Raw genomic sequence first — 22,568 nt, forward strand, 5'->3', positions numbered from 1 at the left:
CAATTTCCGCACGTCTCACACCACGACCGCGAGCGGGGCACCGGATCGTGGTGCCAGACCCTCACTTTCCGCAGGTCTCACACCACGACCGGGGCAAGGGGCCACGACCGGGGCAAGAGGCCACGACCGGGGTCAGGGGAAGTGGGAACGAGGCCGCGTGCGCAGCAGCCACGCCACGCCGAGGAACGGCAGCAGCAGGGGCAGGTAGCCGTAGCCCTGCCCGAACACCGACCACACGGTGTCGTCGGGGAACCAGTCGGCGTGCACGACGCTGATCGTGCCGACGGCGATGACGCCGACGAGCTCGACGCAGACCGCGGTCCACGCGACCCGGCGCCACGCCGCGCCGGAGCGGGCGAGGCCGAGGGTCGCCGCGACGTACACGAGCGCCGCGAACGCCGACAGCAGGTAGGGCACGAGGGCCTCGTCGGCGTGGGTGGCGAGCTGCACCGACGAGCGCCCGGTGGCGGACAGCGCGAGGATCGCGTAGACGGCGACGAGCACGCGGCCCCAGCCCGAGGAGGTACGCCGCGGCGCGGCTGACGGGGTCGACTCAGGCACCGGCGGGGCTCCAGATCTGCTCGAGGCGCACGACGAGGACGGGGATGACGAGCAGCACGACGAGCAGCACGCCGGTGCCGGCGCGGCCGGGCTCGCCGCCGGCCCACCAGATGCCGACGGGGATGACGAGGAGCAGCGCGACGAGGTAGCCGATGAACGTGACGACGTTGACGCCCTCGGGCGCCCCGCGCACGACCTCGACGACGCCGACCACGAGCTGCGCGACGAGCAGCAGCTCGACGAACCACAGGGGGGCGGCGAGCTTCGGGTCGGGGCGGAGGTCGCGCACGACGTACCACGCACACCACGCCGCCGCCGCCAACGAGACCGCGACGACGGCGATCTGGAGCGGGTCCCACATGGCGGCCATCGTAGGAGCCCGTCGAGGAGGTCCGCGGGCGCGCCCTACCCTGAGGCGGTGACCGTCCCGACCACCCCGACCGCCCCGCAGGCCCCGACCGCGCTGCCCACCGCCGACGACGTCGAGACCGCCGCGGCCCTGCTCGCGCCGGTCATCTCCCCGACGCCGCTGCAGCGGAGCGCGCGGCTGTCGGCGGCGACGGGGCTCGACGTGTGGCTGAAGCGGGAGGACCTCACGACGGTGCGGTCCTACAAGGTGCGCGGCGCCTACACGGTCATCGCCGGTCTCGACGCCGCGGCCCGCGAGCGGGGCGTCACCTGCGCGAGCGCCGGCAACCACGCCCAGGGCGTCGCCTACGCGTGCGCCCGGGCGGGCGTGCGCGCCACGATCTTCCTCCCGCGCACGACGCCGCGGCAGAAGCGCGACCGCGTGGCGACGCTGGGCGGCTCGTTCGTCGAGGTGGTCATCGCCGGCGAGGCGTACGACGACGCGGCGTCGGCCTGCGCCGAGTTCGCCGAGGCGTCCGGGGCCACCGTCGTCCCGGCGTTCGACCACCCCCAGACCATCGCGGGCCAGGGCACCGTGACCGCGGAGGTCGTCGACCAGGCGGCGGACGCGGGCCTCGCGCCCGCGGCCATCGTCGTACCGGTCGGCGGCGCCGGGCTCCTCGCCGGAGCGGTGACCCTGCTCGCGGAGCGTGCGCCCGGGATGCGGGTCGTGGCGGCGGAGCCCGCGGGCGCGGCGTCCCTGGCGGCGGCGCTCGATGCCGGCGGCCCGACCGACCTGGCGCAGGTCGACCCGTTCGTCGACGGGGCCGCGGTGCGCCGGGTCGGCGCGGTGACGTACGCCGCGGTCGACGCCGCCCGCAGCGAGGGCGGCGGCCCGATCGACCTCACCACGGTGGCCGTGCCCGAGGGGCTCATCTGCGTCGAGATGCTCGACCTCTACCAGGCCGACGGGATCATCGCCGAGCCGGCGGGGGCCCTGGCGAGCGCCGCCCTCCGCCAGGTGGTGGCCGACCCCGCCGGCGGCCTGGCGCCCGGCAGCACCGTCGTCTGCGTGGTCTCGGGCGGCAACAACGACGTGTCGCGCTACGCCGACGTGGTCGAGCGGGCCCTCGTGCACGAGGGCGTGAAGCACTACTTCCTCGTCGAGTTCCCCCAGGAGCCCGGCGCGCTGCGTCGCTTCCTCGACGAGGTCCTCGGCCCGGACGACGACATCACGCTGTTCGAGTACACGAAGCGCAACAACCGCGAGACCGGACCCGCCCTCGTCGGCGTCGAGCTGGGCGACCCGACCGAGCTCGACGGGCTCGTGGAGCGCATGCGCACGTCGAACCTCCGCGTCGAGAAGGTCGACCCCGACAGCCCGCTGTTCGGGTTCGTGCTCTGAGACCTCGCGCTCCGGCCTCAGGTCGGACCCGCTGCCGCCGATCCCGTGTTACGTCTGGGTGACGTGGGGCACACTGGCCTCCACGCGAGACGAACGGTCCGACCAGACCGGCGCACAGGAGGTGGCCATGACGACGACCGGGACGCAGCGACGACGCGGCACCGCGCGCCGTACCCGTTCCGCCGCTCCGGCGGGATCCCTGCTCGTGCGGCGCGACCTCGGCGGCGGCGGAGTGCGCTCCACGGCGCTCGACCTGACGCTGCGGGCGACGGTGCGCCCGCTCATCTCGGCGTGGAGCCTCGCGCCGGGCCTGCCGTGGCCGTACGCCGCGGTGGACCAGCTCGGCCGCCTGCTCCGCCCGCTGCCGGGCACGACGTTCGCGCGCTACCGCCTCCCCCACTGCTCCGCCACGCGCATCACGACCGCCGCGTCGGCGGAGAGCGGCACGACCGTGGTCTACCTGCACGGCGGTGCGTTCCTCGTCGGCGGCAACCACCTCCACCGCCAGCTGCTGAGCCGCGTCGCCCACCGCACGGGCGCGACGGTGCTGGCGCCGGAGTACCGCAAGCTCCCCCGCCACTCCGTCACCGACGCGCTCGAGGACGCGCTCGACGCCTACCGCCACGCCCTCGCCCACGGCGCCGATCCCGCCCGCACGGTGCTCATGGGCGACTCCGCCGGCGGGTTCCTGGCCGTCATGCTCGCCGTGGCCGTGCAGCGCGCCGGTCTCCCCCGGCCGGCCGGCATCGTCGCCATGTCCCCGCTCGTCGACTTCCTCGCCCCCGAGCTGCCCTACCCGGGCTGCACGCTCTTCCCCCGGGGCGCCATCGCACGCTTCCAGCAGCTCGCGGCCCGGGTCAACCGGCGCAAGGGCCTCGGCGACACCCCGATCGAGTCGCCGACCCACGCCGTGCGCCGCGGCCTCCCGCCGACGCTCGTGCAGGTCAGCTCCTCGGAGAGCCTGTACGCCGACGGCGTGCGTCTCGCGGAGGCCCTCGCCGACGCGGGCACGGCGGTCGAGCTCGAGGTCTGGGACAAGCAGGTCCACGTCTTCCAGGCCGCCGCCGGCCTCCTCGAGGAGGCCGGCGAGGCCATCGAGAGCATCGGTGGCTTCGTCGAGCGCGCGTTCGCCGCGGCCGACGGCGTCGCCGCCGACATCGCCTGAGCCCTCCTCAGCGGCCCGTCGTCGTCACCCACAGCGAGCGTGACCGCGTGACGGTGCGGTAGGCCGGGTCGCTGGGCACGAACACGATCCTGACCTGCCAGTTCCCGCGCGCCGGCAGGACCGGGGTGGCCATGCGGGTCGTGCGCCCCTCGTAGGTCCACGCCCGCGCCAGCACCCGGCTCGTGCCGACCAGGCGCGCGGTGACGAACACCGTGCCGTGCACCCGCTTGCCGTCGTGGCCCGCCAGCCACAGGGAGAAGCCCTTGGCGCGGCCGACGGTGCCGTACGCCGCCAGCGGGTCCCAGCGCACCGTGCTGCCGACCGCGACCGACCCCGGAGCGGGGGCCACCGGGGTGACGGTGAGGATCGCCTCGGCGCTCGTCACCGCGCCCGCGGCGTTGGTGGCCACGGCCCGGTAGCGCGTGCCGGAGTCCGCCACCGAGACCGCGCGGAGCACCAGCGTCGGGCTGTCCGCCCCGGCCACGTCGTGCCACGCGCCGCCGTTCGAGCGCACCTGCCACCGCACCGTCGGCGCGGGCACGCCGTCGGCCGCCACCGCGAAGGTGGCGTCCTGGCCGGCGCGGACGCCGACGTCGACCGGCTGCCGGGTGATGGTGGGCGCGACGGCCTCCCCCGGCCCGTCCACGGGCTCGGCGTCGGTGAGGTCCACCGTGAACGGTGCGGCGGGCTTGCGGGGGTCGGCGGCGCCGCCGCTCGAGTACCAGTAGGACGCCAGCCCGGTGCGGCCGTGGACGTCGACGAACCCCTGCGGCCAGGAGCCCCAGCCGTCCACGGTGCGGTCCTGGGCGGCGTGGTCGGCGGGGGTGACGACCTCGACGCCCGCGTAGTCGGGGACGACCTCGACGGTGCCGGCGGGGTCGATCTCGACGCCGGAGAACGTCGCGACGGTGACGTCGGCGACCGGCTCCAGCGGCGTGCGCGTGCCGGGGTCCGACGCCGAGGAGGCGTAGCCGCTGATGTCGGCGGTCAGTGCACCGGTGCCGTCGGCAGCGACCGTGAGCACCGGGTCGGTCAGCGTGAAGGGCACCAGTCCGTCGTAGAAGTTCACCGACCACGCGCCGTCCCACCGCACGACCGCGGCGCCGTCGGCCTCGAGCTCGGCGACGCCGCCCCCGAGACGGGCGACCTGCGTGACGTCGCCCGACGTCTGCGCCGCGCGGGTCTCCCAGGTGGCCGCGGCCTCGCTGCCGTCCGCCGCCACGTGCAGGATCTCGACGTCGCCCGAGCTCGCGGCGTACGTCGCCGGCTTGCCGTCCGAGACCCCCGCGCTGAAGTAGCTCGACGTGCCGAACGGCGGCCGGGCCTGCAGCTCGGCGGAGCCCGACCAGTCGAGCACGACGCCCTCGAGGTCGAGACCCTCCTCGGGCACCTCGACCGCCGGGGTGACGGTCAGCGTCGCGGTGCGGGTGGTGGTCGTGCCGGCGCTGTTCACCGCCCGCGCGCGGAACTGCGCGCCCGACTGCTCCACCTCCGTCGCCAGCACCGTCAGCGTCGAGCTGCCCTCGGCGGACTCGACGTGCACGTCGTCGTCGGGCGCCACGTCGGTCCAGAAGCCGCCGACGCGGCGCTGCCACGTCACGGTCGGCTCGGGGTGGCCGGTGGTCAGCACGGAGAAGCGGGCGGGCGAACCCGCCGTCGCCACCACGGAGGCGGGCGGCGCGGCCACCACGGGCGCGCTCTCGACGGTGAGGACCGCCTCGGTGGACGCGACCGATCCGGCGGCGTTGGTGTGGACCGCGCGGTAGACCGAGCCCTGGTGCGCAGCACCGGCCACCACCTCCAGGGTCGCCCCGGTGCCGCCGGGCACGTCGACGAAGCGCGAGCTGCCGGGGGCCTTGACCTGCCAGCGGGTGGTGGGCGCGGGGGTTCCGATGGCCTCCGCGGTGAACGTGGCCGTGGCAGTGCCGCCGGCGGTGCCGATGCGCACGGTGCGAGGGGCCGGCTGCGTGGTGGGAGTCGGCACGATGCCGTCGAGCGTGAAGCCGACGTACCCGTGGCCGTACGGCGTGTCCCAGGTGTAGGCCTCCCCGTCGCTGCCCTGCGCCCACACGGTGCCGTCACCCGGGACGACGAGCCCGGCGGAGCGTGCGCTCAGCAGGTCGTCGCGGCGGTCGAGCACGACGCGGCCGTCGCGGACGAGCACGAGCCGCTGCGTGCTGGCCGTCTGGCCCCAGACCGATCCGTCGGCCGGGTCGATCTCGTAGTCGTCGATGAGACGGGGCGCGAGGTCGACCCAGTCGCCGAGGGGTTCGATGGCGCCGGTGTCGGTGAGCCCGTAGCTGCGCACCGTCGACCGGATGTCGTCGAAGTAGAGGGAGCCCTGCGTCGCGAGGGCGATGTGGCCCTGCGGGCTCGTGAGCACGCCGACGGCCTGTGTGCTCGCGCTGCCGGGCAGGTCGGTGACCTGGGCCGCACCGTCGACGAGGGTGATGCGGCGGACGGGGGTGGCGACAGCGGTGGTGGAGCCGGTGGGGGTGTAGGCGGTCTGCTTGAACAGCAGCGAGCCATCGGCGGCCACCTCGGCGGCGCCGTCCGTGAAGGGGACGTTGGTGGGGGCGTAGGCGAAGCGGTTGGCGCGGGACTCGGCGGCGGCCGGCAACGGGAAACGCTGCTCCGCGAGACTGCCGTCGTCCTGGGGCGTGAGCACGTTGAGGAACCAGAGGTGCTGCTCGAACGCGCTGCTCGCGACCCCGCCGGGCACCTCGCGGTTCACCGTCAGCAGCCGGCGTCGCTGCTCGTCCCAGACCGCGATGGTCTGGTTGGGACGGCGGGTGACCGGCACCGCGAGGGTGCCCGTGCGGTAGGTCTGCGCCGCGGGGTCCCACGCGAGGTAGGAGTCCACCGGGGCGGTCGCCCCGGACGCCGACGCGAACCAGATCCGCTGCTGCTCGCGGTCGACGACGTACGGCGCGTTGCCCGCGCGTCCCGGCACCACGACGGGCTCGCCGAGCGGCTGCATCGACCGCAGGTCGAGCGCCTGGGCGTAGGACGTGTCGGTCTCGTCGGACCACCGGGAGTGCACGATGCCGCGCTCGGGGTCCTCCCACAGCGGCTTCTGCCAGACCTTCTGGACGTCCTTGACGAGGACGGCGGAACCGCCGCGGGTGACCGCCGCGGAACCGGGCTCGTCCCACGACTCCGAGAGGTCGGGGGCGCCGCCCTCGCCGACGTAGGTGAGGCTGACCGGGTCGAGCGTCTGGCCCGCCCGGTACTGGTTGCCGAAGACCTCGCGCGCCGGGTAGTCGGGCAACGCGCTCGGGATGCCGCTCCAGGTGACGGCGCCGTCGGCGAGCGTCGGCGTCAGACCGCTGACGTCGAGGTCGGCCATGACGATGCGGCCGTGGTCGACGACCTCCCAGGTGCCGGCGTGGCGCGCGACGACCTCGGCGGTCAGCGTCGACCCGTCGGGCCCGATGGTCACCTCGGGGTCCTCGAGCAGCACGTCGAGGACGTAGAGCTCCGTCGATCCCTGCCACCCCGCCGGCGGGTCGAAGAGGTGCGCCTCCTTCGGGTACCAGTGGCCTCGCCAGTGCACCGCTCCGTCGAACGCGAGCGTCGTGGTGCCCGTCGCCGCGTCGTACTCACCTGCGCTGAGGGGCCACTGGTACTCCCCCGCGCCGTTCACCGAGACGGTGTCGTCCCAGACGGAGTCCGCCGCCGTGTAGGTGCGCCACGAGGCCTTCATGCCCCACGTCAGCTGGCCCGTCGTGATCGCGGCGGCCGCGGCGGTGGCCGGAGGCGCCGGCTCGGCCTGCGCCGGTCCGGCCGCTCCCGCGACGGCGGCCAGGGGCGCGACGAGGAGGGCGCCGAGCGCGGCGCTCCCTGCTCGCCGGAGTGTGCGGCGGGCGCTCGTGCGTCGCGCGGTCGTGCTGGTCACCGTGGTGCTCCTCGTCTGCTGTGCTGCGGGTGGGTCCTCGGGAGACGGGTGCCCGACGCCGGCGGCGTCGGGCACCCGTCGCGGTGGATCAGAACGCGAGGTCGACGTACGTCGTGCCGACCGGCAGGTACGCCGCGGTGTAGGTCTGCACGACGATGACGCAGTCGTCGGGACCGATGGAGCCGCAGTCGGTGTCGGGCGAGCTCGGCGAGAGACCCGGCACGAAGCTCGTGTTCGTGAAGAACTGCTCGACCGCGAGCGTGCGGGTCACGGTGCCCGACGCGGGGACGGTCGTGCTCACCGCCCCGGCGGCCTTGCACGACCGCCCGAGCGGCAGGTCGTTCTTGTCGCACTGCGCGATGGAGTAGCGCGCCTCGGTGGCCGGGTCGAACGTGACCGTGACGGTGACCGTGTCCGAGGTGGCCAGGCCCGTCGTCGGCGTCGTGGCGACGACGGTGGCGGCCTGCGCCGGCGCGGCCATGAGGCTGGCGCCGAGGGCGAGGCCGGCGGCGCCGGTGAGCAGGGCGCCGCGACGGACGCTGGCACGGGGAGATGGACGCATGGTGGACCTCCGTGGGATGGCGGCGGTTGCCGCGACCCAGGTGTGCGGACCCGATGACCGCAGCCTGTGAGTTAGGTAAGGCTTACCTGAGCAAGCGCACCTTGGCGCACGACGCAGCTCACCCGCAAGGGGGGTCCACGATCTGGTCGGCGGCAGCGCCGCCCGACCTCAGGGGCGCTGCAGCGTGCCCGGGTCGACGACGTTGCGCGGGTCGCGCAACGCACCGAGGAGCTGGCCGTCACCGGAGAGGCGGACGGTCTGGGGGTCGTCGAGCAGGTCGACCACGAGCACGGTGACGTTGTCCCGACCGCCGCCGTCGAGCGCCGCCTGCACGAGGTCGCGCGTGGCGGTCTCCGCGTCACGGGTGCTGACGATGTGGGCGACGGCGCGGTCCTCGACCATGTCGGTGAGCCCGTCGCTGCACACGAGGAAGCGGTCGCCCGAACGCGCGTCGAGCACGTGGATGTCGGGCTGCAGGTCGGCCTCGTCGCCGGCGCCGGCGTGGAGGGACCGCATCACCACGTTGCGCATCGGGTGGTGGCGCACCGACTCGGCCGTGATGTCGCCCGAGTCGACGAGGGCCTGCACGAGCGTGTGGTCGTGGGAGACGCGGGAGAGCTGGCCGTCGCGCAGCAGGTAGGCCCGCGAGTCGCCGATGTGGGCGAGCACGACACGGTGCCCGTCCGTGGCGAGGGCGGTGAGCGTCGTGGCCATCCCGCGCCGCTCGGGGTCGAGCGCGACACCGCGGTGCAGGTCGACGACGGCCCGGCGGATCGCGTCGCCCAGCACGACGACGGGGTCCTGCTCGGGGTGGGCGCGGGTCGTCGCGGCCACGACGTAGGCCGCGGTCGCCGACGCGACCTCCCCGGCCGCCGCCCCGCCGACGCCGTCCGCGACGAGCGCGAGGTACGGCGAGGAGAAGGCGGCGTCCTCGTTGTGGTCCCGCACGAGCCCGACGTGGCTCGCCCCCGTACCGACGAAACGCAGCATGCCGTCCATCGTGACACGCGCGGGTGAGCCCGGGTGCGTGACGACGGCCCCACGGCGCCCCGCGCGTGTGACGCATGGCACTCCTGGCGCCCTCGGCGTGCTATGGGGGCCCGTCGCGTCGTACCGTCCTCGACGTGACCCCCTCGCCCCACGTGACGTGCATCGGTGGCGCCGTGGTCGACCGGTCGTACCGCCTCGGCGGACCCGTCGTCCTCGGCACGTCGAACGCGGCCACGGGCGCCACCTCGTTCGGCGGGGTCGCACGCAACGTCGCGGAGAACCTCAGCCGGCTCGGCACCCGCGCGGCCCTCGTGTCCGTCGTCGGCGACGACGTCCCCGGCCGGGCCCTCCTCGACGACCTCGACCGCCTCGGCGTGGACCGCTGGGCGGTGCGTCCGCTGGCCGGGCAGACCACGGCGACGTCCGCCGCGGTGCGCGGCCCCGACGGCGAGCTCGTCGTCGGCGCGAACGACCTGCGGGCCTTCGACGAGATCACCCCCGACCGGGTCGCCGAGCCGCTGTCGCGCGTCGACCCCGGCGCGTGGGTCTTCGCCGACGCGACGCTCCCCAGCGCCACGCAGACCCGCCTGGCGACGGCGCGCCGCACCCGCGGCTTCCGCCTCGCCGTCGACACCGTCGCCACGTCGAAGGCCCCGCGGCTGCCGGCCGACCTGGGGGCGATCGACGTGCTGTTCACCAACGTCGAGGAGGCGCGGGCGCTGCTCGCGGACCGCGGTCGCGGCCTCCCGCCCGGCGCCGGGGACACCGACCCGGACGCGGTGGTGGAGGCCCTCCTCGCCACCGGTGTGCGCGCCGTCGTGCTGACGCTCGGGCCCGCCGGCCAGGTCGTCGGCCACGCCGACGTGCGCGTGCGCACCCCTGTGGTGCCGGCCTCCGTCGTCGACACCAACGGCGTCGGCGACGCCCTCGTGGGCGCCACCCTCGCCGACCTGGTGCGCGGCGTGCCCCTCGTGGACGCCGTGCGGTCCGGGGCTGCCGCCGCCGCCCTCACCACGGAGACGGCCAGCAGCGTCAACCCCGCCCTGTCGCCCGCGCTCGTCGCGTCGCGGCGGGTCGTGCCGGAGGGTGTGGCCTGAGCGCCCACGCCGTCAGCTGCAGGCTCCACCGCCCCCCTCGACCCTGACGAGGCGGAGCGACGGGCCCGCCGTCGGGGTGCCGTGGATGTCGACCTCCCACTGGTCGCCCAGCGGGTCGGCGCCCATGAGCGTGGCCATGCTCGGGTAGAAGGCAGCACCCATGTTGCTCGTGCTCTCGTCCCAGGTCAGGAGCATCTCGTCGTCGAAGTCGGCGTGCATGGACGGGTAGCGCTCGAGACCGATCTCGGCCGTGAACGGTGCGCGGAGCGGATTGCTGGCCGCGTCGCCGGACAGCGCCGGAAAGCACGTCCCCGTGCTCGACCGGATCGCACGGTCCGCGTTGACGATGGTGGCCTCGACGGTGCCGTCGTTCGCCTGGTCAGCGACCTCGATGCGGACCGGCAGCGGATCCGCCTGGTCGTAGCCCCCGTCGACGAACCGGGTGATCGTGCCCTCCAGCACGGCGCCGGCGAACGTGTGCGCGACGATGGTGTCCTCGGACACGCGCACCACGGGACGGAGCGCGACGACCTCGCCGCCCTCGATCAGCGCACCGTAGATCTGCGACGCGTAGGGCATGCCGTCAGCAGTGATCTCGGAAGCGGTCGTGTTCTCCGCGACCACACTGGCCGCGACCGCCTCGGAGAGCGGCACCACGCCTTCCCGCGTCCACAGCCCGCCGCCCCCGCGCACCACGGCCCCGAAGCGCGCGGCGTCGCTCGGGTCGGCCGGCAGGCGGAGAGGCGCGCCGTCCTCGAAGAGGTCCGCACACGTGATGAGGCCGCCATCGGTGCGCGTCCCGCCGGGACACACCGCTGATGCATCTCCGTCCACGGCGGGCAGCTTCGCGTCGTCGCGGTGGGGCTCGCTGTCGGCGCAGGCACCGAGCCCGGTCGCGGCGAGGCTCGTCATCACGAGGGCGACGACGAGACGGACGGGGGACGGGACGGACTTCATCGGTTCCTCCAGGTCGTGGGGCGCCGGGTCAACTGACCCGGTCCGATGTCGGACGGCTGGGGGACGAGGTCGGCTCCGTCGACGTCGAGGCGGTCCAGACCACCCGGCGGGAGGCCCTGCGGCGAGGAAGCGGGGCTCTCGACGTCAGGGGCGCGTCACACGCGCAGCGAGCCGCTCGGGGGCCTGCAGGCAGTAGGAGTCGGTCAGCAGCTCGGCGAGCTCGTCGGGGTCGGTGGCGTCGTCGACGACGAGGCCCACGGCGTTGCCCCCGACCACGAAGTACGGCTCCCCCAGGTGGCGGAACGCCATCACCTCGTCGGGCTCGGCGCGGAACGTGATGCGGAACAGCTGGTCCTCGCCCCCGAAGACGTGCGCCACCGTGCGCCCCGCGACGCGCCAGCGCACGCCCGTCCACGCGTCCTCCTCGACGCACTCCGGGAACCTCGCGAGCACCGGGCGCAGGAGCTCGAGCAGCGCGGGCGGGACGTCGGGGCGGCGGGCCATGGCGGCACGCTGCCACAGGGCACCGACAGAGCGGGGTACCGACAAGTTCGCCTCAGGTCCTCCGCCGGACCGATGACTTCCGGCGAGCGACGTGGTCTGCTCCCCCGACGCGGCCGACCAGCGGCCGCTCTCGACCCCGGAGCGCACCGTGACGACCCACATGAACACCTACCTGATCTTCGACGGCGAGACCCGCGCGGCCATGGAGCTCTACCGGTCGATCCTCGGCGGCACCCTCGACGTGATGACGTTCGGCGACATGGGCATGGAGGGGCCGATGCCCGACGGCGTCATGCACGCGTTCCTCCACACCGACGACGGCATCCGCCTCATGGCGTCCGACGGCGGCCCCGACAACGAGGTCGTCCACGGCACCGACTTCGCGATCGCCCTCAACGGCGACGTGGAGGACGAGGCGCGGCTGCGCGGCTGGTACGACGCGTTCAGCGCGGCCGGGACCGTCGACGTACCGCTGGCGAAGCAGGTGTGGGGCGCCTGGTTCGGCCAGGTCACCGACCCCTTCGGCATCGCCTGGATGTTCAACATCGCCTCCGGCGACGAGCCGGGGGCCTGAGGGGGCGGCGGCACTTTCCCCGGTCGACCGGGGAAAGTTGCGGACCTCCCCCGCACCGACCTCACCCGGGCAACGCGCCGACGGCGGGGGCGTCGGTGCCGAAGTAGTCCGCCATCACCCGCTCCACCACCGCGTCGCCCCACCGGTCGAGCCGCGCCCGACCGCCGGGGAGCCGTCGGTCGATCCGGTACCGCCACGTGTTCAGCCCCAGCACGTAGGCGTGCGCCCACGGCGGGCGCCAGGGCAGCCCGAGGTCGCGCATCGACTCGGCTCCGAGGAACAACGACAGCATGCTCAGCGTGCGCTCCGCCTTCCACCGCCCGTGCGGCAGCGTGCGCAGCATCGCGACGATGTCCTGCGACAGCCGCGCGCCGGCGGGCGTGACGTCGCCCTGGGCGAGGAGCACGTGGTAGTTGATCCGGTGCCGCTCCCGCTCGTCGTCGACCAGCCACTGCTCGTCGACGCCGAGCAGCCACCCGACGTACTTCCACAGGTGCATGACCGCGCGCGACTCCGCCGGCGTCACCGGTACGCCGAGCGCCCGGGCCCCGAGGAGCACGACGCCGTCGAAGAGACCGAGCGTGCCCGCCTGGTCGGCCTGGTTGATGGGGAGGCCCCACTGCTCGACGTCCCAGGAGTCCGTGAAACCCGCGTTGACCAGCGCGTGCATGGCGCGGACGTGCACGGTGAGGCGCCAGCCCTCGCCCCAGCGTCCGTCGGCGTCCCGCTGCAGCGCGCCCGGTCGCGAGAGCGCGGCCGTCCACGTCTGCGTCTCGGCGAGCCGGCGGCGGGTGGAGTCGCCGACGAGACCGCCGGTGGCGACGAGGAGGTCGGGCGGCCCGCCGAAGCGGTAGCCGCCGATCAGCGACAGCTGCAGGAGCACGTCGGCGGCGTTCTGCCCGAGCCGGCGGTAGACCCGCGCGCCCTCCTCGACGAGCGCGGGGTCGACCCAGGCGGGGGTCGCCTCGACGTGGGCGAGGAAGGTGCGCAGCGCCTCCGGCGCGTCCGGTACGGCGCCGACGCCGTCCGCGAGGGCGACCCGGAGCTGGCGGTGGGTCACCCGACGCGGGTCGCCCGCGGGGAGCCGCAGCGCCGCGGCGAGCCGGGCCCCGACCTCGTCCTGCTGGCGGAAGCCGGTGCCGATCCGGGCCATGAGGTCCTCGTCGACCTCCCGCACGCGGGCGACGGCCCGCAGCGTGCGGCCGAGCCGGCGGCCGCGGGCCTCGGCGGCGCGGAAGCGGGACGGGGGCGCGGCGGGCCCGGTGACCTCGGGCTGGAGGGATGCGCTCATGCGCACCAGCCTGACGCGAGTCATCACTCGCTTACAATTCGCGTCATGGAATCCGTGCCGCGGACCGCGTCGACCCAGCGCCCCATCGCTGGCCTGCGCAGACAGCCGCGCCAGCAGCGCTCGCGCGCGATGGTCGAGCGGATCGTCGCGGCGGCTCGCGTCGTGCTCACCGAGGACGGGTACGACGCGTTCTCCACCAACCGGGTCGCCGCCCGCGCCGACGTGAGCCCCGGCTCGCTCTACCAGTACTTCCCCGACAAGGCCGTCCTCGTCGACGTCCTCACCCAGCGGTGGATCGAGCAGGTCAGCGAGGACGTCACCCGCGTGCTCCTCGACCGCCTCGACGCCACCGGGCCGGCGATGGTCCGCTCCGCCGCCGACGCCCTCCTCACCGCGCTCTCCGCCGACGTGGCGCTGCTGCGGCTCGTGTGGGAGGACCTGCCCGGCGCCCGCAACCTGGCGAGCCGGGAGCTGCTCGAGCGTCGCGTGCGGGACGTGCTCGCGGCGTACCTCGCCGTCCGCCTCCCGGCCGCCGACCGCCCGCGCGCCGCCCGCATGGCCTGGGTCGCCGTGCTGACCATGGAGTTCCTGACGGTGCGGTTCGTGCTCGACCCCAATCCGCCCCTCACCCGGGAGGAGCTGCTGGACGAGGTGGTCGCCATGGGCGTCCGGTACGTCGCGGTCGCGCCGGAAACCTCCGGGTGACGCCGCCCGTGTGGCGCGCCTAGGTTCGGGATCGCGCGGCGACCGTGGGGTCCGTCGCCGACCGAGGAGGAGGTGCGGGCGATGTCGACGTTCGTCGGGGCCGACGTCGAGGAGCTCCGCGCGCTCGCGGTCGACCTCGAGGCGGGGGCCGGGGAGCTGCGGGACCTGTCGTCGGAGCTGTCCGGCGCGATCGCGGCGGCCGAGAGCTGGCAGGGCCCGGACGCCCGCCGCTGCAAGGACGAGTGGGGCACCCTCGCCCAGAGCAGCATCACCGACGTCGCGGCCGCGCTCGACACGGCCGGGCGCATCGTCGGCCGCAACGCGGACGAGCAGGAGGGCGTCAGCAGCGCGGACTCGACGGCCCCGCAGGGCTACGGCTGGCTCTCCCTCGTGCCCGGCGGGATCGCGACGGCCAACGCGCTCAAGAAGATCTGGGGCGCCGGCAAGGGCCTCCTGCAGCTGCGCGGGTTCTTCGACGCGCTGCGCCACCCGGCGACCGGCTTCGGTGCGCTGACCCGCTTCGAGAAGGTGCGCGACGCGATCGAGGCCCTCCTCGCGACGCGCAAGACCGGCATCATGGGGATGCTGTCGCGCATCTCGCTGCCCCTCACCGCACTGCAGGGGGCGTGGCAGGCGGTGGCCGGCACGGGCTACGAGGGGTGGCGCGACACCGTGGGGCGCATCGTCGGGGGCGTCGGCGCGGTCGGCGCCGTGACGCTCCTCGTCGGCGGCACGGCCCTCGCGGCGCCGATCGCGACGGCGGCGGCGATCGGGGTCGCGGCCTACGGCGTGTGGAGCGCCGGCAACTACGTCTACGACAACCGGGCCGCGATCGGGCAGTTCGTCACGCGTGCCGCCGAGGGCGTCTCCACCTGGGCGTCCGACCAGGCGGGCCGGGCGCTCGACGCGGCCCGCGACTGGGCCCGTGGCTTCCTCGGGTTCGGCCGGTCAGCGGCGGTGGGCTCGTGACCACCGACGTGACCACCGACGTGAGCACCGACGTGAGCACCGCCGTGACCGCGGAGCCGGGGACGGACGCGCCGGCCGACCTCGCGAAGCCGGTCGTCACCCTCACCGACGAGGAGCTGGCCGTGCTCGGCCACGCGGACGGGCCGGCGGTGACGCCCTACCTCGCGGACCTCGCCGGCGCCGTCCGCGACCAGGCGCTCGCGACGGCGCTGCGCGGGCTGCTGGCCCGCGGCATCGTCTCGTCCCCCGGCGGCGACGGCGCGCCGGAGCTGCAGGGCGACCGCGTCGAGCTCGACCTGCTCGTCCGGCAGGACGTGCTCTCCGTGCTGACGCTGCGCCGGGCGGCGAGCACGGTCGTCGCGGCGGCCCGCACGGGCGCCGCGGTGCAGGACTTCCTCTACGCCCACGTCGTCGCCGAGTTCGTGCTCGTCGAGCAGGTCGGCACCGACGGCCAGCACCGGTTCTCCCTCGGTCGCGCGGCGGACCTCGGCGAGCTCCTCGTCGGTGCGGTCCTGCACCCCGAGGCGGCGAGCGGTACGGCGGGCGACCCGGTCACGCTCTCGGTCCCGGCGGGCGACGTCGCCGGTCCGGCCGCGGTGGCCGTCACGCCCCCGGCGCTCATGGCCCAGCTGGGCGCGGCCCACCTGCGCGCCGACGTGACCGTGCTGCGGTCCGGCGCGACCGACGGCCGCGAGCTCCTCGGCCTCTTCACCGGGCCGCGCGGGTGCTGGGTGGCGCGCACCGCGGCGGGCAGCGGGCAGGTCCGGATCGCCCCCGTCGACGTCGAGCAGGTGCGCCGCGACGTACGCGCCCTGGCGGCGGACGCCGCACCCACGAGCCCCGAGAGCGGAGACGCGCGATGAGCAGCTTCCACGGCATGGACACCGAGCAGGTGGCGGCGCTCGGCACCCGGATGACCGCCGTCGCCGAACGGATCCGGACGCTCGAGGCGACGCTCACCTCCCGCCTGCAGCAGGCGGCCTGGCAGGGCCCCGACCGGGAGCGCTTCGTGCAGGAGTGGGACGGGGCGTACGTCGCGTCCCTCCGCACCGCGGCGACCGCGCTCGAGCAGGCCGCGGCCGTCGCGACCGAGAACGTGCGGGCGCAGGAGTCCGTCAGCGCCTGAGCGGTCGTGGCCCCAGCGCTACGGAAAGCGGCCCGCAGGGGCCACGGCTCAGGGCTGGGCGGGCGTCGGGCCGGGGTCGATCTTGTGCCCGGGGCGACCGAAGCGCCGGAGGCTGTAGACGATCAGCCCGAGGGCGATCGCCGACGAGGCGATGAGGGTGATGCCGGTGCCGACGCCGCCGAACAGCCACCACGAGTCACGGACCGGCCACCAGCCCGGCGCCGGCGGCTGCACGATCCACAGCACGCCCAGGGCGGTGAGGCAGAGCGCTCCCAGCGTCGACATCGCGACGCGGAACCACGTCTCGACCCCCTCGGCGGCCGTGCGCATCGCCGCACGCTCGATGGGGGCGAGGCGACGCTCGGCCCACTCGTACTGCTGCGAGAGCACGGCGAGCCCGCCGAACAGCATGAGGAGACCGGGTCCGGGCAGCACGAGGGCTGCGATGCCGGCGACCACGAGGGTCCATCCGACGATCTCGAGGGCGATCCGCTTGCCTGCTCCGCGCACGGGTGCAGCCTGCCAGACACCCGGGAACGGGGAGGGCGTTCCGCGCTCCGGGCCCGGCTAACCTCGCCGACCATGCGCACCTCGCTCCGTCGCTCCGTCGCCACCGCGGCCGCCGTGGTCCTCCTCGCGCCGCTCGCGGCGTGCAGCTCCGACCCCGACGCCGACCCGGACGCCGACCCCGGTGCGGGCGACGCCGGCAGCAGCACGAGCGCCCTGCCGCTGCCCGCGCCGACGTCCGCGACCGCGGCGGACGGCACGACGGCGCCCGGGAGCGTGCTCGGGCTCGGCGACACGGCCCTCGTGCCGCTCGACCGGTCGAACGGGGACGGTTCCGCCGTCGTGCGCGTGACCGTCACCGCGATCGAGCCGAGCGAGGCACCGGTGCCGAGCTGGGCCGACGACGGCGACGTGGTCCACCGCATCGACGCGACGCTCACCGTGGAGAGCTGGGACGGCGAGGAGCGGCTCACCGTCGGGCCCTGGCTGGGCGGCGCCGTCGACGGCACGGCCGTCGGCAAGGCCGACGCCGGCGTCGACACCGAGATCGGTTGTGACGACCCGGGCCTCGGCCCGGTCGAGGAGCCCGGCACCACAGTTGACGTGTGCGTCACCGCCGTCGCGCCCGCCGACGCGACCGTGGTCGCCGCGTGGGCGCGCAGCGGCACGGCCTACGGGTTCGACCGCGGCGCGCCGCTCCTCTGGCTGCCCTGATCGCGGGGCCGGTCCTCCGGGGGCCGGTAGCCCCGTGGCTGCTGCTCCTGCAGCTCCTCCTCGGTCGCGGGCACGCCGAAGGTGCCGCGCTGCTGGGCCCGGCGCACGAGCGCGCGGCCCTCGACGCCCGCGGTGCCCTCGGGATCGGCGTACTGCGCCTGCCAGGTGAGGAGACCGTCGTCGACCAGGCGCCGTACACGCTGGAGCTCGACGGGGGCCTCGGGACCCGACGCCGCGACGAGCGCCTCGACGATCGCCGCGGGCAGGCCGTCGGGGTCGTTGCGGACCCGCTCGGCGTGCCGGGAGCGTACGGCGCGCATCCGTTCCCGCACGCCGTCCATCGCCAGTCGGGGGTCCTCGCGGCTGGCCCGCAGGCTCGCCAGCAGCGCCTCGACGTCCTCGGTCATCGGTCCTCCACCTCGGGGACGTCCACGTCCTGGATCTCGGGGCTGACGCCGGGTGCCTCGACGTCGTCGGCCAGCTCGTCCAGCGTCTGCTGCGCGTCGGCCGCCTGCTGCTCGGCCTCCTGGCGCTTCTCGTTCAGGTCCGTCTGGTCCGCCGCCGCCCCCTGGGCGATGTTGACCGCCTCCAGGCCGGTGAGGATCGGCGTCGATCCCAGGTTGGGGATCTGCGCCAGGAGGTCCCAGATCTGGGCGAACACGTCGAACTGGCCGGGCACCGTCTCGACCCACGACCTCACCGCGTCGTGGAGGTCGAAGACGGCCTGCACCGTGGCCGCGAGGTCGGTGATGCCGTCGATGACGTCCTGCACGGCGTCCCAGCCGTCGGTGGCGACGTCCCAGCCGAGCTGGACCCAGCCGATCCACGGCCGGGCGTAGCGCACCAGCTTCTCGAGGAGCCAGACGGCGAGGTCGAGCGCCGTGTCGATGAGCTCGACCACGAGCCCGGCGACGTGCTGCGCCACCTCCGAGATGCCGTCGAAGACGACCTTGCCCTGGGCGACCACGAGCCCGGCGCCCTCGAAGAGCGCGACGTGGATGCCCATGTGGGCGTAGAAGGCGTCGGCCGCTGCCCCCTCCCAGGCCCCGTCCCCGGCGGAGCTCGCCATGAAGAGCTGCCCCATGCCGGCGAGGAGGTTCTGGCCCACGTCCTGGAGCGCCGCGCCCGCCTTGCTCATCGCGTCGCCGCAGGCGATCAGCTGGTTCCAGTCGCCGGAGAACGGCGTGATGAAGAGGTCGACGGCGTTCGTCGGCTCGATCGGCTCCCCGTCGTAGAAACCGAGCTTCGAGACGAGCTCCTGGGCCTTGCTGTAGAACTCCGTCGCCTTCTCGATCGCCTCGTTGAGCGTGTCGAACCGGTCGTCGTCCTTGTCGATCTCCAGCTCGACCTCGCCCGGCGTCGGCGCGGTGAGCACCGCCGACATCTCGTTCGGGACCGGGTACTGGACGCTCATGCCGGCTCGTTGTCCTGGAAAGAGGCGGTGCTCGCGAAGTAGTCCGCGACCTCGCCGTCGAGCTCGTCGAGCGCCGCGCCGACCTCCCAGAGGTTGTCCCGCACGGCGCTCAGCTTCACGCGCTCGTCGGACAGGCCGTCAGCGAACGGCGGGTAGACGTGCTCCCGGATCGCCTCCCGGATCGGGGCGAGCAGCCCCTCCCCGAAGGCCTCCTCGTTGAGGACGACGTTGTCCCACACGTAGCTGCTGATCTCCATCGTCTGGTTGGAGACGGTGAGCAGGTACTCGTGGAACGCCGCGATGTGGTCCGCCGCGATCTGGATCTGGCCCATGGCGAAGCAATGTTCCGGCCCCGAGCCGCTCCGAAACCTCGCTCAGGTGAGCCTGAGCGCCCCGGCGGCGTCCCCGGCCAGCAGGAGACCCACGATGGCGAGCACCCAATAGACCGCCCCGTCGGTGACGCGACGCAGCCAGGCGGCGAGACGCGCGAGCGGCGCCTCGACGCGGTCCCGGAGGGCGAGCCGCACCCCGAGCAGCAGGAGGGCCGGCGCCACCATCACCAGGGCGTACGCCGCCACGACGCCGACGGTGCCCACCACGGGGAGGTCCGCCGCGGTGATCAGCCCGACCGCCGCGAGGAAGGGCAGCATGCTCGCCACCTCGACGAGCACGGCGGCCAGCGCGACGCCGACGACGGCGCGGTACGACGCGTCCGGGCCCACCAGGCGCTCCGCCCACGTGCCGGCACGGTTCCCGGGCTGCCCGGGCTCGCCGTGCCCGGTGCGGCGCCGCCACCACGCCAGGACCTTGTCGCCCACCGCGCCCGCCGCCAGCAGGGCCACACCCACGACGAGCTGGGCCCAGCGCAGCCACGTCACGTCCCCCAGGTCGAGCACGACGTCGCGCAGCACGCCCGCGCCGAGCACGAGCGCCACGCCGACGGCGGCGTAGAGACCGCCGACGACGGCGAGGTACGCGGCGTACCGACGCACGTCGACCCGCGGCGCCAGCAGGAGGAGCAGCGGCAGCACGAGCGTGCCGAGGCTCGTGCTGTCGACCAGGGCGAGGCCGGCCAGTGCGGCGAGGGTGACGGGGTCCACGCGGCTGACGCTAGGGAGGCACGGGTACGGCGCGGATCAGCCGATGGTCGGCACCGGGGCTTCTTCGGTCGGGACCGGGGTCGGCGTCAGCGCAGCATCGCGAGCGCAGAGGCGGTGCCGGCCACGACGATCGCGGCGCGGAGCCACGCCACGGGGAGGCGCTTCGCGATCCGCGCCCCGGTGTAGCCGCCCACGACGGAGCCCACCGCCAGCAGTCCGACGACACCCCAGTCGACGTCGGCGACGAGGGCGAAGACGACGCCGGCGGTGATGTTCGCGGCCATCACGGTCAGGGTGCGGAGCGCGCCCGCGACGTGGAACTCGATGTCGAGCGAGAGCGCGAGCACGGCGAGCATCATGACGCCGGCGCCGGCGCCGAAGTACCCGCCGTACACCCCCACCAGCAGCACGCAGCCGACCACCAGCGGGGTGAGCCGGAGCCGGGCCTCCCGGTCCTCGCCGCGGCGCGCGCGGAGCCAGGCAGCGATGCGTGGCTGGAGGGCGACGAGCGCGCACGTGCCGAGGATCAGCCACGGCACGATCGCCTCGAACACCCCCGCGGGCAGGAGGACGAGCAGCGCGGCGCCCGCGATCCCGGCCACGGCGGTGAGGCCGAGGAGCTGGGCCGTGAGCCGCGGGTGGGCGCGGAGCTCGTCGCGGAACCCGGCCGCCGCGCCGAGCCCGGCCGGGACCAGCCCGATCGTGGTGCTGACGTTCGCGGTGACCGGCGGCAGACCGAGGGCGACCAGCACCGGGAAGCTCAGCAGCGAGGCGACGCCGACGGTCGCCGTCAGCACGCCGGCGCCGAAGCCGGCGAGCAACACCCACAGCGCGTCCACGTCCACCCGTCCCGTCGAGCCTCCCCGGAGGGCTCGGGCGATCGTGCCACGGCGGCCCCGCCCGGTGTAACGCGGTGTCCGGGCTTCCATGGAGGTGGTCGACCACCGCACCAGTAACCCGGACACCGCGTTACACGAGACGGGGGGCGCACAATCAGGCCCATGGACCAGGCCCTCACGCTCGTCGTGCTCGCGGTCGTGGCGATCGCGCTCGTCACCATGGTCAGCAACCGGCTCGGTGTCGCGGCACCCCTCCTGCTGCTGGCCGCCGGCGGTGTCGTCGGGCTGATGCCCTTCGTGCCCGCCGTGGCGGTCGAGCCGGAGTGGATCCTCGCGGGGGTGCTGCCGCCGCTGCTCTACTCGGCGGCGGTCAACATGCCGGCCATCGAGTTCCGGCGCGAGCTGCGCGCGATCAGCGGGCTGTCCGTCGTGCTCGTGCTGGCCAGCGCCCTCGTGCTCGGCTGGTTCTTCACGCTGGTCGTGCCGGGGCTCAGCTTCGCGTGGGGGGTCGCCCTCGGCGCCATCATGAGCCCGACCGACGCGGTCGCGACGTCCATCGTCAAGCGGTTCGGGATCAGTCCGCGGGTGGTCGCGATCCTCGAGGGCGAGGGGCTGCTCAACGACGCCACGGCGCTCGTGCTGCTCCGCGCGTCGGTCGCCGCAGCCGCCACCGGGTGGAGCATCGGCGGCCTCGTGCGCGACTTCGCCGTCGCCGTCGTGGTGGCGGTCGCCATCGGCATCGTGGTGGGACGGGCCAACCTGTGGCTGCGGTCCCGCACCGTCCAGGCGTCGGTCAACACGGCGCTCTCCCTCGCCGTACCGTTCCTCGCCGCCCTGCCCGCCGAGCACCTCGGAGCGTCCGGCCTGGTCGCCGCGGTGGTCGCCGGGCTCGTCACGGGACGGGGGGCGCCGCGGGTGCTCAGCCCGCAGCACCGGCTCTCCGACGCCGAGGTGTGGCGCACCGTCGAGCTGCTGCTCGAGGGGGCGATCTTCCTGGTGATGGGGCTGGAGCTGTTCGGGCTGCTCGTCGACCTCGACGAGGACGACCACCACCTCGGCCGCACCGTGGCGGTCGCGGCCGCCGCCCTCGTGATCGTGCTGCTGGTGCGCGCCGCCTTCGTGGCGCCGCTCCTGCTGGCGCTGTCGCGACGGGCGAGGCGGGGCGCGGCCGTGCGGGATCGCGTCGACCGGATGCGGGAGCTGGCCGAGGACCCCGACCGGTTCGCCGCGGCCCTCACGGCTCGGGCGACGAAGCACGCCCGGGGGCTGCGCGGGGCGTCCCGGGTCGAGCGGCTCCGCCTCGAGCCGGAGCGCGTCGAGCGCTTCGGGGTGCGCGTACGGCGCCGGCTCGCCGACATCGACTACCTGATCGCCGAGCCGCTCGGCCCCCGCGAGGGCGCCGTCGTCGTCTGGGCGGGCCTGCGCGGCGCGGTCACGCTGGCCGCCGCGCAGACCCTGCCGCCCGAGACCCCGGACCGCTCGCTGCTCGTGTTCCTCGGGTTCCTCGTCGCGGCGGGCTCGCTCGTGGGACAGGGCGCGACGATCGGGTGGGTCGTACGGCGCGTGCGACCCGCCGCCGTCGACGAGGCCGCCCTGGACCGCGACCGCGCCCAGCTGGTCGAGGTGCTCCAGGCGACCGCCGAGCGGATCCGGCGGGACGCGGAGACGGCCGGCGATGGCCCCGTCGACCGCGCCAACGTCATCGACGCCCAGCGGGGTGTGCTGCTCGACCTCGCCCGCGAGGGTGCCTTCGCCTCGTCGGCGGTGCGCGACGTGATGGCGGTGCTCGACGCCGACCAGATCAGCATCGAGCTCCGCCGCCGCCCGGTCGAGGACGTCTGA

24 protein-coding genes are annotated in these 22,568 nt (G+C 74.9%); 10 read left to right on the plus strand and 14 right to left on the minus strand.

What is annotated here, in order from left to right; translation table 11 throughout:
• Window positions 1-132 precede the first annotated feature (132 nt).
• Together G3T38_RS06705 and G3T38_RS06710 are read right to left on the minus strand one after the other, a co-directional pair.
• Complete coding sequence (locus G3T38_RS06705) at window positions 133-561, minus strand: hypothetical protein (protein ID WP_163771345.1); 429 nt, start codon at window positions 559-561, stop codon at window positions 133-135.
• Entirely contained in the window at window positions 554-922 is a 369-nt protein-coding gene (locus G3T38_RS06710; protein WP_163771346.1) for a hypothetical protein, read from the minus strand. The genes G3T38_RS06705 and G3T38_RS06710 overlap by 8 nt, the downstream gene beginning before the upstream one ends.
• A gap of 57 nt (window positions 923-979) precedes the next feature.
• On the opposite strand from G3T38_RS06710, the gene ilvA reads away from it, so the two are divergent.
• A complete protein-coding gene (ilvA, locus tag G3T38_RS06715; RefSeq protein ID WP_338037501.1) occupies window positions 980-2,314 on the plus strand; it encodes a threonine ammonia-lyase IlvA in 1,335 nt (444 codons plus the stop codon).
• Between the two features lie 127 nt (window positions 2,315-2,441).
• On the plus strand, window positions 2,442-3,479 hold the full coding sequence (locus tag G3T38_RS06720) for an alpha/beta hydrolase (RefSeq protein WP_163771347.1): 1,038 nt from the start codon (window positions 2,442-2,444) through the stop codon (window positions 3,477-3,479).
• A 7-nt stretch (window positions 3,480-3,486) separates the two neighbouring features.
• Here G3T38_RS06720 and G3T38_RS06725 read toward each other — a convergent pair whose 3' ends face one another.
• From G3T38_RS06725 to G3T38_RS06735, 3 genes are all read right to left on the minus strand, one after another.
• Complete coding sequence (locus G3T38_RS06725) at window positions 3,487-7,377, minus strand: HtaA domain-containing protein (protein WP_163771348.1); 3,891 nt, start codon at window positions 7,375-7,377, stop codon at window positions 3,487-3,489.
• Window positions 7,378-7,465: 88 nt separating this feature from the next.
• On the minus strand, window positions 7,466-7,939 hold the full coding sequence (locus G3T38_RS06730; RefSeq protein ID WP_163771349.1) for a neocarzinostatin apoprotein domain-containing protein: 474 nt from the start codon (window positions 7,937-7,939) through the stop codon (window positions 7,466-7,468).
• 168 nt (window positions 7,940-8,107) lie between these two features.
• Window positions 8,108-8,929, minus strand: coding sequence for a PP2C family protein-serine/threonine phosphatase (locus G3T38_RS06735; RefSeq protein ID WP_163771350.1), 822 nt, complete (start codon window positions 8,927-8,929; stop codon window positions 8,108-8,110).
• A gap of 134 nt (window positions 8,930-9,063) precedes the next feature.
• Between G3T38_RS06735 and G3T38_RS06740 the strand changes: the two genes are divergently transcribed.
• Window positions 9,064-10,026, plus strand: a complete 963-nt coding sequence (locus G3T38_RS06740) for a PfkB family carbohydrate kinase (protein ID WP_163771351.1) — start codon at window positions 9,064-9,066, stop codon at window positions 10,024-10,026.
• Between the two features lie 12 nt (window positions 10,027-10,038).
• On the opposite strand, the gene G3T38_RS06745 is transcribed toward G3T38_RS06740, so the two are convergent.
• Together G3T38_RS06745 and G3T38_RS06750 are read right to left on the minus strand one after the other, a co-directional pair.
• On the minus strand, window positions 10,039-10,983 hold the full coding sequence (locus tag G3T38_RS06745) for a hypothetical protein (protein ID WP_163771352.1): 945 nt from the start codon (window positions 10,981-10,983) through the stop codon (window positions 10,039-10,041).
• Window positions 10,984-11,127: 144 nt separating this feature from the next.
• Entirely contained in the window at window positions 11,128-11,487 is a 360-nt protein-coding gene (locus tag G3T38_RS06750; RefSeq protein ID WP_163771353.1) for an MmcQ/YjbR family DNA-binding protein, read from the minus strand.
• A gap of 91 nt (window positions 11,488-11,578) precedes the next feature.
• Here G3T38_RS06750 and G3T38_RS06755 point away from each other — a divergent pair, with 91 nt between their 5' ends.
• The gene (locus G3T38_RS06755; RefSeq protein ID WP_206675810.1) at window positions 11,579-12,061 is read left to right on the plus strand and encodes a VOC family protein; all 483 of its coding nucleotides are present in this window, start codon (window positions 11,579-11,581) and stop codon (window positions 12,059-12,061) included.
• Window positions 12,062-12,122: 61 nt separating this feature from the next.
• On the opposite strand, the gene G3T38_RS06760 is transcribed toward G3T38_RS06755, so the two are convergent.
• Window positions 12,123-13,352, minus strand: coding sequence for an oxygenase MpaB family protein (locus G3T38_RS06760; RefSeq protein WP_163771354.1), 1,230 nt, complete (start codon window positions 13,350-13,352; stop codon window positions 12,123-12,125).
• Window positions 13,353-13,397: 45 nt separating this feature from the next.
• Between G3T38_RS06760 and G3T38_RS06765 the strand changes: the two genes are divergently transcribed.
• The 4 genes from G3T38_RS06765 to G3T38_RS06780 all read left to right on the plus strand — a co-directional run bounded on the left by G3T38_RS06765 (window position 13,398) and on the right by G3T38_RS06780 (window position 16,152).
• Window positions 13,398-14,057 (plus strand): TetR/AcrR family transcriptional regulator, encoded by a 660-nt coding sequence (locus G3T38_RS06765; RefSeq protein ID WP_241728594.1) that lies wholly within the window; start codon window positions 13,398-13,400, stop codon window positions 14,055-14,057.
• Between the two features lie 81 nt (window positions 14,058-14,138).
• Entirely contained in the window at window positions 14,139-15,026 is an 888-nt protein-coding gene (locus tag G3T38_RS06770; RefSeq protein ID WP_163771355.1) for a hypothetical protein, read from the plus strand.
• On the plus strand, window positions 15,023-15,889 hold the full coding sequence (locus G3T38_RS06775) for a hypothetical protein (protein WP_163771356.1): 867 nt from the start codon (window positions 15,023-15,025) through the stop codon (window positions 15,887-15,889). Before G3T38_RS06770 ends, G3T38_RS06775 begins: the two co-directional genes overlap by 4 nt.
• On the plus strand, window positions 15,886-16,152 hold the full coding sequence (locus tag G3T38_RS06780; RefSeq protein ID WP_163771357.1) for a hypothetical protein: 267 nt from the start codon (window positions 15,886-15,888) through the stop codon (window positions 16,150-16,152). The genes G3T38_RS06775 and G3T38_RS06780 overlap by 4 nt, the downstream gene beginning before the upstream one ends.
• A 48-nt stretch (window positions 16,153-16,200) precedes the next feature.
• On the opposite strand, the gene G3T38_RS06785 is transcribed toward G3T38_RS06780, so the two are convergent.
• Complete coding sequence (locus tag G3T38_RS06785; RefSeq protein ID WP_163771358.1) at window positions 16,201-16,662, minus strand: PGPGW domain-containing protein; 462 nt, start codon at window positions 16,660-16,662, stop codon at window positions 16,201-16,203.
• A 72-nt stretch (window positions 16,663-16,734) separates the two neighbouring features.
• On the opposite strand from G3T38_RS06785, the gene G3T38_RS06790 reads away from it, so the two are divergent.
• The gene (locus G3T38_RS06790) at window positions 16,735-17,373 is read left to right on the plus strand and encodes a hypothetical protein (RefSeq protein WP_163771359.1); all 639 of its coding nucleotides are present in this window, start codon (window positions 16,735-16,737) and stop codon (window positions 17,371-17,373) included.
• Here G3T38_RS06790 and G3T38_RS06795 read toward each other — a convergent pair.
• The 5 genes from G3T38_RS06795 to G3T38_RS06815 form a co-directional block, all read right to left on the minus strand.
• Window positions 17,331-17,780 carry a hypothetical protein gene (locus tag G3T38_RS06795; RefSeq protein WP_163771360.1) on the minus strand — a complete coding sequence of 150 codons (450 nt, stop codon included), beginning with the start codon at window positions 17,778-17,780 and terminating at the stop codon, window positions 17,331-17,333. The two genes, G3T38_RS06790 and G3T38_RS06795, sit on opposite strands and share 43 nt — an antisense overlap.
• Window positions 17,777-18,787, minus strand: coding sequence for a hypothetical protein (locus G3T38_RS06800; protein WP_163771361.1), 1,011 nt, complete (start codon window positions 18,785-18,787; stop codon window positions 17,777-17,779). Before G3T38_RS06800 ends, G3T38_RS06795 begins: the two co-directional genes overlap by 4 nt.
• Window positions 18,784-19,119: a hypothetical protein gene (locus tag G3T38_RS06805; protein WP_163771362.1), complete on the minus strand. Its 336-nt coding sequence runs from the start codon at window positions 19,117-19,119 to the stop codon at window positions 18,784-18,786. Before G3T38_RS06805 ends, G3T38_RS06800 begins: the two co-directional genes overlap by 4 nt.
• Before the next feature lie 42 nt (window positions 19,120-19,161).
• The gene (locus G3T38_RS06810) at window positions 19,162-19,887 is read right to left on the minus strand and encodes a GAP family protein (protein ID WP_163771363.1); all 726 of its coding nucleotides are present in this window, start codon (window positions 19,885-19,887) and stop codon (window positions 19,162-19,164) included.
• Window positions 19,888-19,973: 86 nt separating this feature from the next.
• Window positions 19,974-20,726, minus strand: a complete 753-nt coding sequence (locus G3T38_RS06815; protein WP_338037502.1) for a sulfite exporter TauE/SafE family protein — start codon at window positions 20,724-20,726, stop codon at window positions 19,974-19,976.
• A 162-nt stretch (window positions 20,727-20,888) separates the two neighbouring features.
• On the opposite strand from G3T38_RS06815, the gene G3T38_RS06820 reads away from it, so the two are divergent.
• The gene (locus tag G3T38_RS06820; protein ID WP_163771365.1) at window positions 20,889-22,568 is read left to right on the plus strand and encodes a cation:proton antiporter; all 1,680 of its coding nucleotides are present in this window, start codon (window positions 20,889-20,891) and stop codon (window positions 22,566-22,568) included.

Source organism: Nocardioides zeae (assembly GCF_010686755.1).
Classification (GTDB): domain Bacteria; phylum Actinomycetota; class Actinomycetes; order Propionibacteriales; family Nocardioidaceae; genus Nocardioides; species Nocardioides zeae.

Bases quoted from the DNA above. Each gene is read 5' to 3' on its own strand.
- G3T38_RS06730 (WP_163771349.1), bottom strand. From the start codon at position 7,939: ATGCGTCCATCTCCCCGTGCCAGCGTCCGTCGCGGCGCCCTGCTCACC.
- G3T38_RS06800 (WP_163771361.1), bottom strand. From the start codon at position 18,787: ATGAGCGTCCAGTACCCGGTCCCGAACGAGATGTCGGCGGTGCTCACC.
- G3T38_RS06780 (WP_163771357.1), top strand. From the start codon at position 15,886: ATGAGCAGCTTCCACGGCATGGACACCGAGCAGGTGGCGGCGCTCGGC.
- G3T38_RS06765 (WP_241728594.1), top strand. From the start codon at position 13,398: ATGGAATCCGTGCCGCGGACCGCGTCGACCCAGCGCCCCATCGCTGGC.
- G3T38_RS06805 (WP_163771362.1), bottom strand. From the start codon at position 19,119: ATGGGCCAGATCCAGATCGCGGCGGACCACATCGCGGCGTTCCACGAG.
- G3T38_RS06760 (WP_163771354.1), bottom strand. From the start codon at position 13,352: ATGAGCGCATCCCTCCAGCCCGAGGTCACCGGGCCCGCCGCGCCCCCG.
- G3T38_RS06750 (WP_163771353.1), bottom strand. From the start codon at position 11,487: ATGGCCCGCCGCCCCGACGTCCCGCCCGCGCTGCTCGAGCTCCTGCGC.
- G3T38_RS06735 (WP_163771350.1), bottom strand. From the start codon at position 8,929: ATGCTGCGTTTCGTCGGTACGGGGGCGAGCCACGTCGGGCTCGTGCGG.
- G3T38_RS06790 (WP_163771359.1), top strand. From the start codon at position 16,735: ATGCGCACCTCGCTCCGTCGCTCCGTCGCCACCGCGGCCGCCGTGGTC.
- G3T38_RS06795 (WP_163771360.1), bottom strand. From the start codon at position 17,780: ATGACCGAGGACGTCGAGGCGCTGCTGGCGAGCCTGCGGGCCAGCCGC.
- G3T38_RS06770 (WP_163771355.1), top strand. From the start codon at position 14,139: ATGTCGACGTTCGTCGGGGCCGACGTCGAGGAGCTCCGCGCGCTCGCG.
- G3T38_RS06745 (WP_163771352.1), bottom strand. From the start codon at position 10,983: ATGAAGTCCGTCCCGTCCCCCGTCCGTCTCGTCGTCGCCCTCGTGATG.
- G3T38_RS06710 (WP_163771346.1), bottom strand. From the start codon at position 922: ATGTGGGACCCGCTCCAGATCGCCGTCGTCGCGGTCTCGTTGGCGGCG.
- G3T38_RS06720 (WP_163771347.1), top strand. From the start codon at position 2,442: ATGACGACGACCGGGACGCAGCGACGACGCGGCACCGCGCGCCGTACC.
- G3T38_RS06820 (WP_163771365.1), top strand. From the start codon at position 20,889: ATGGACCAGGCCCTCACGCTCGTCGTGCTCGCGGTCGTGGCGATCGCG.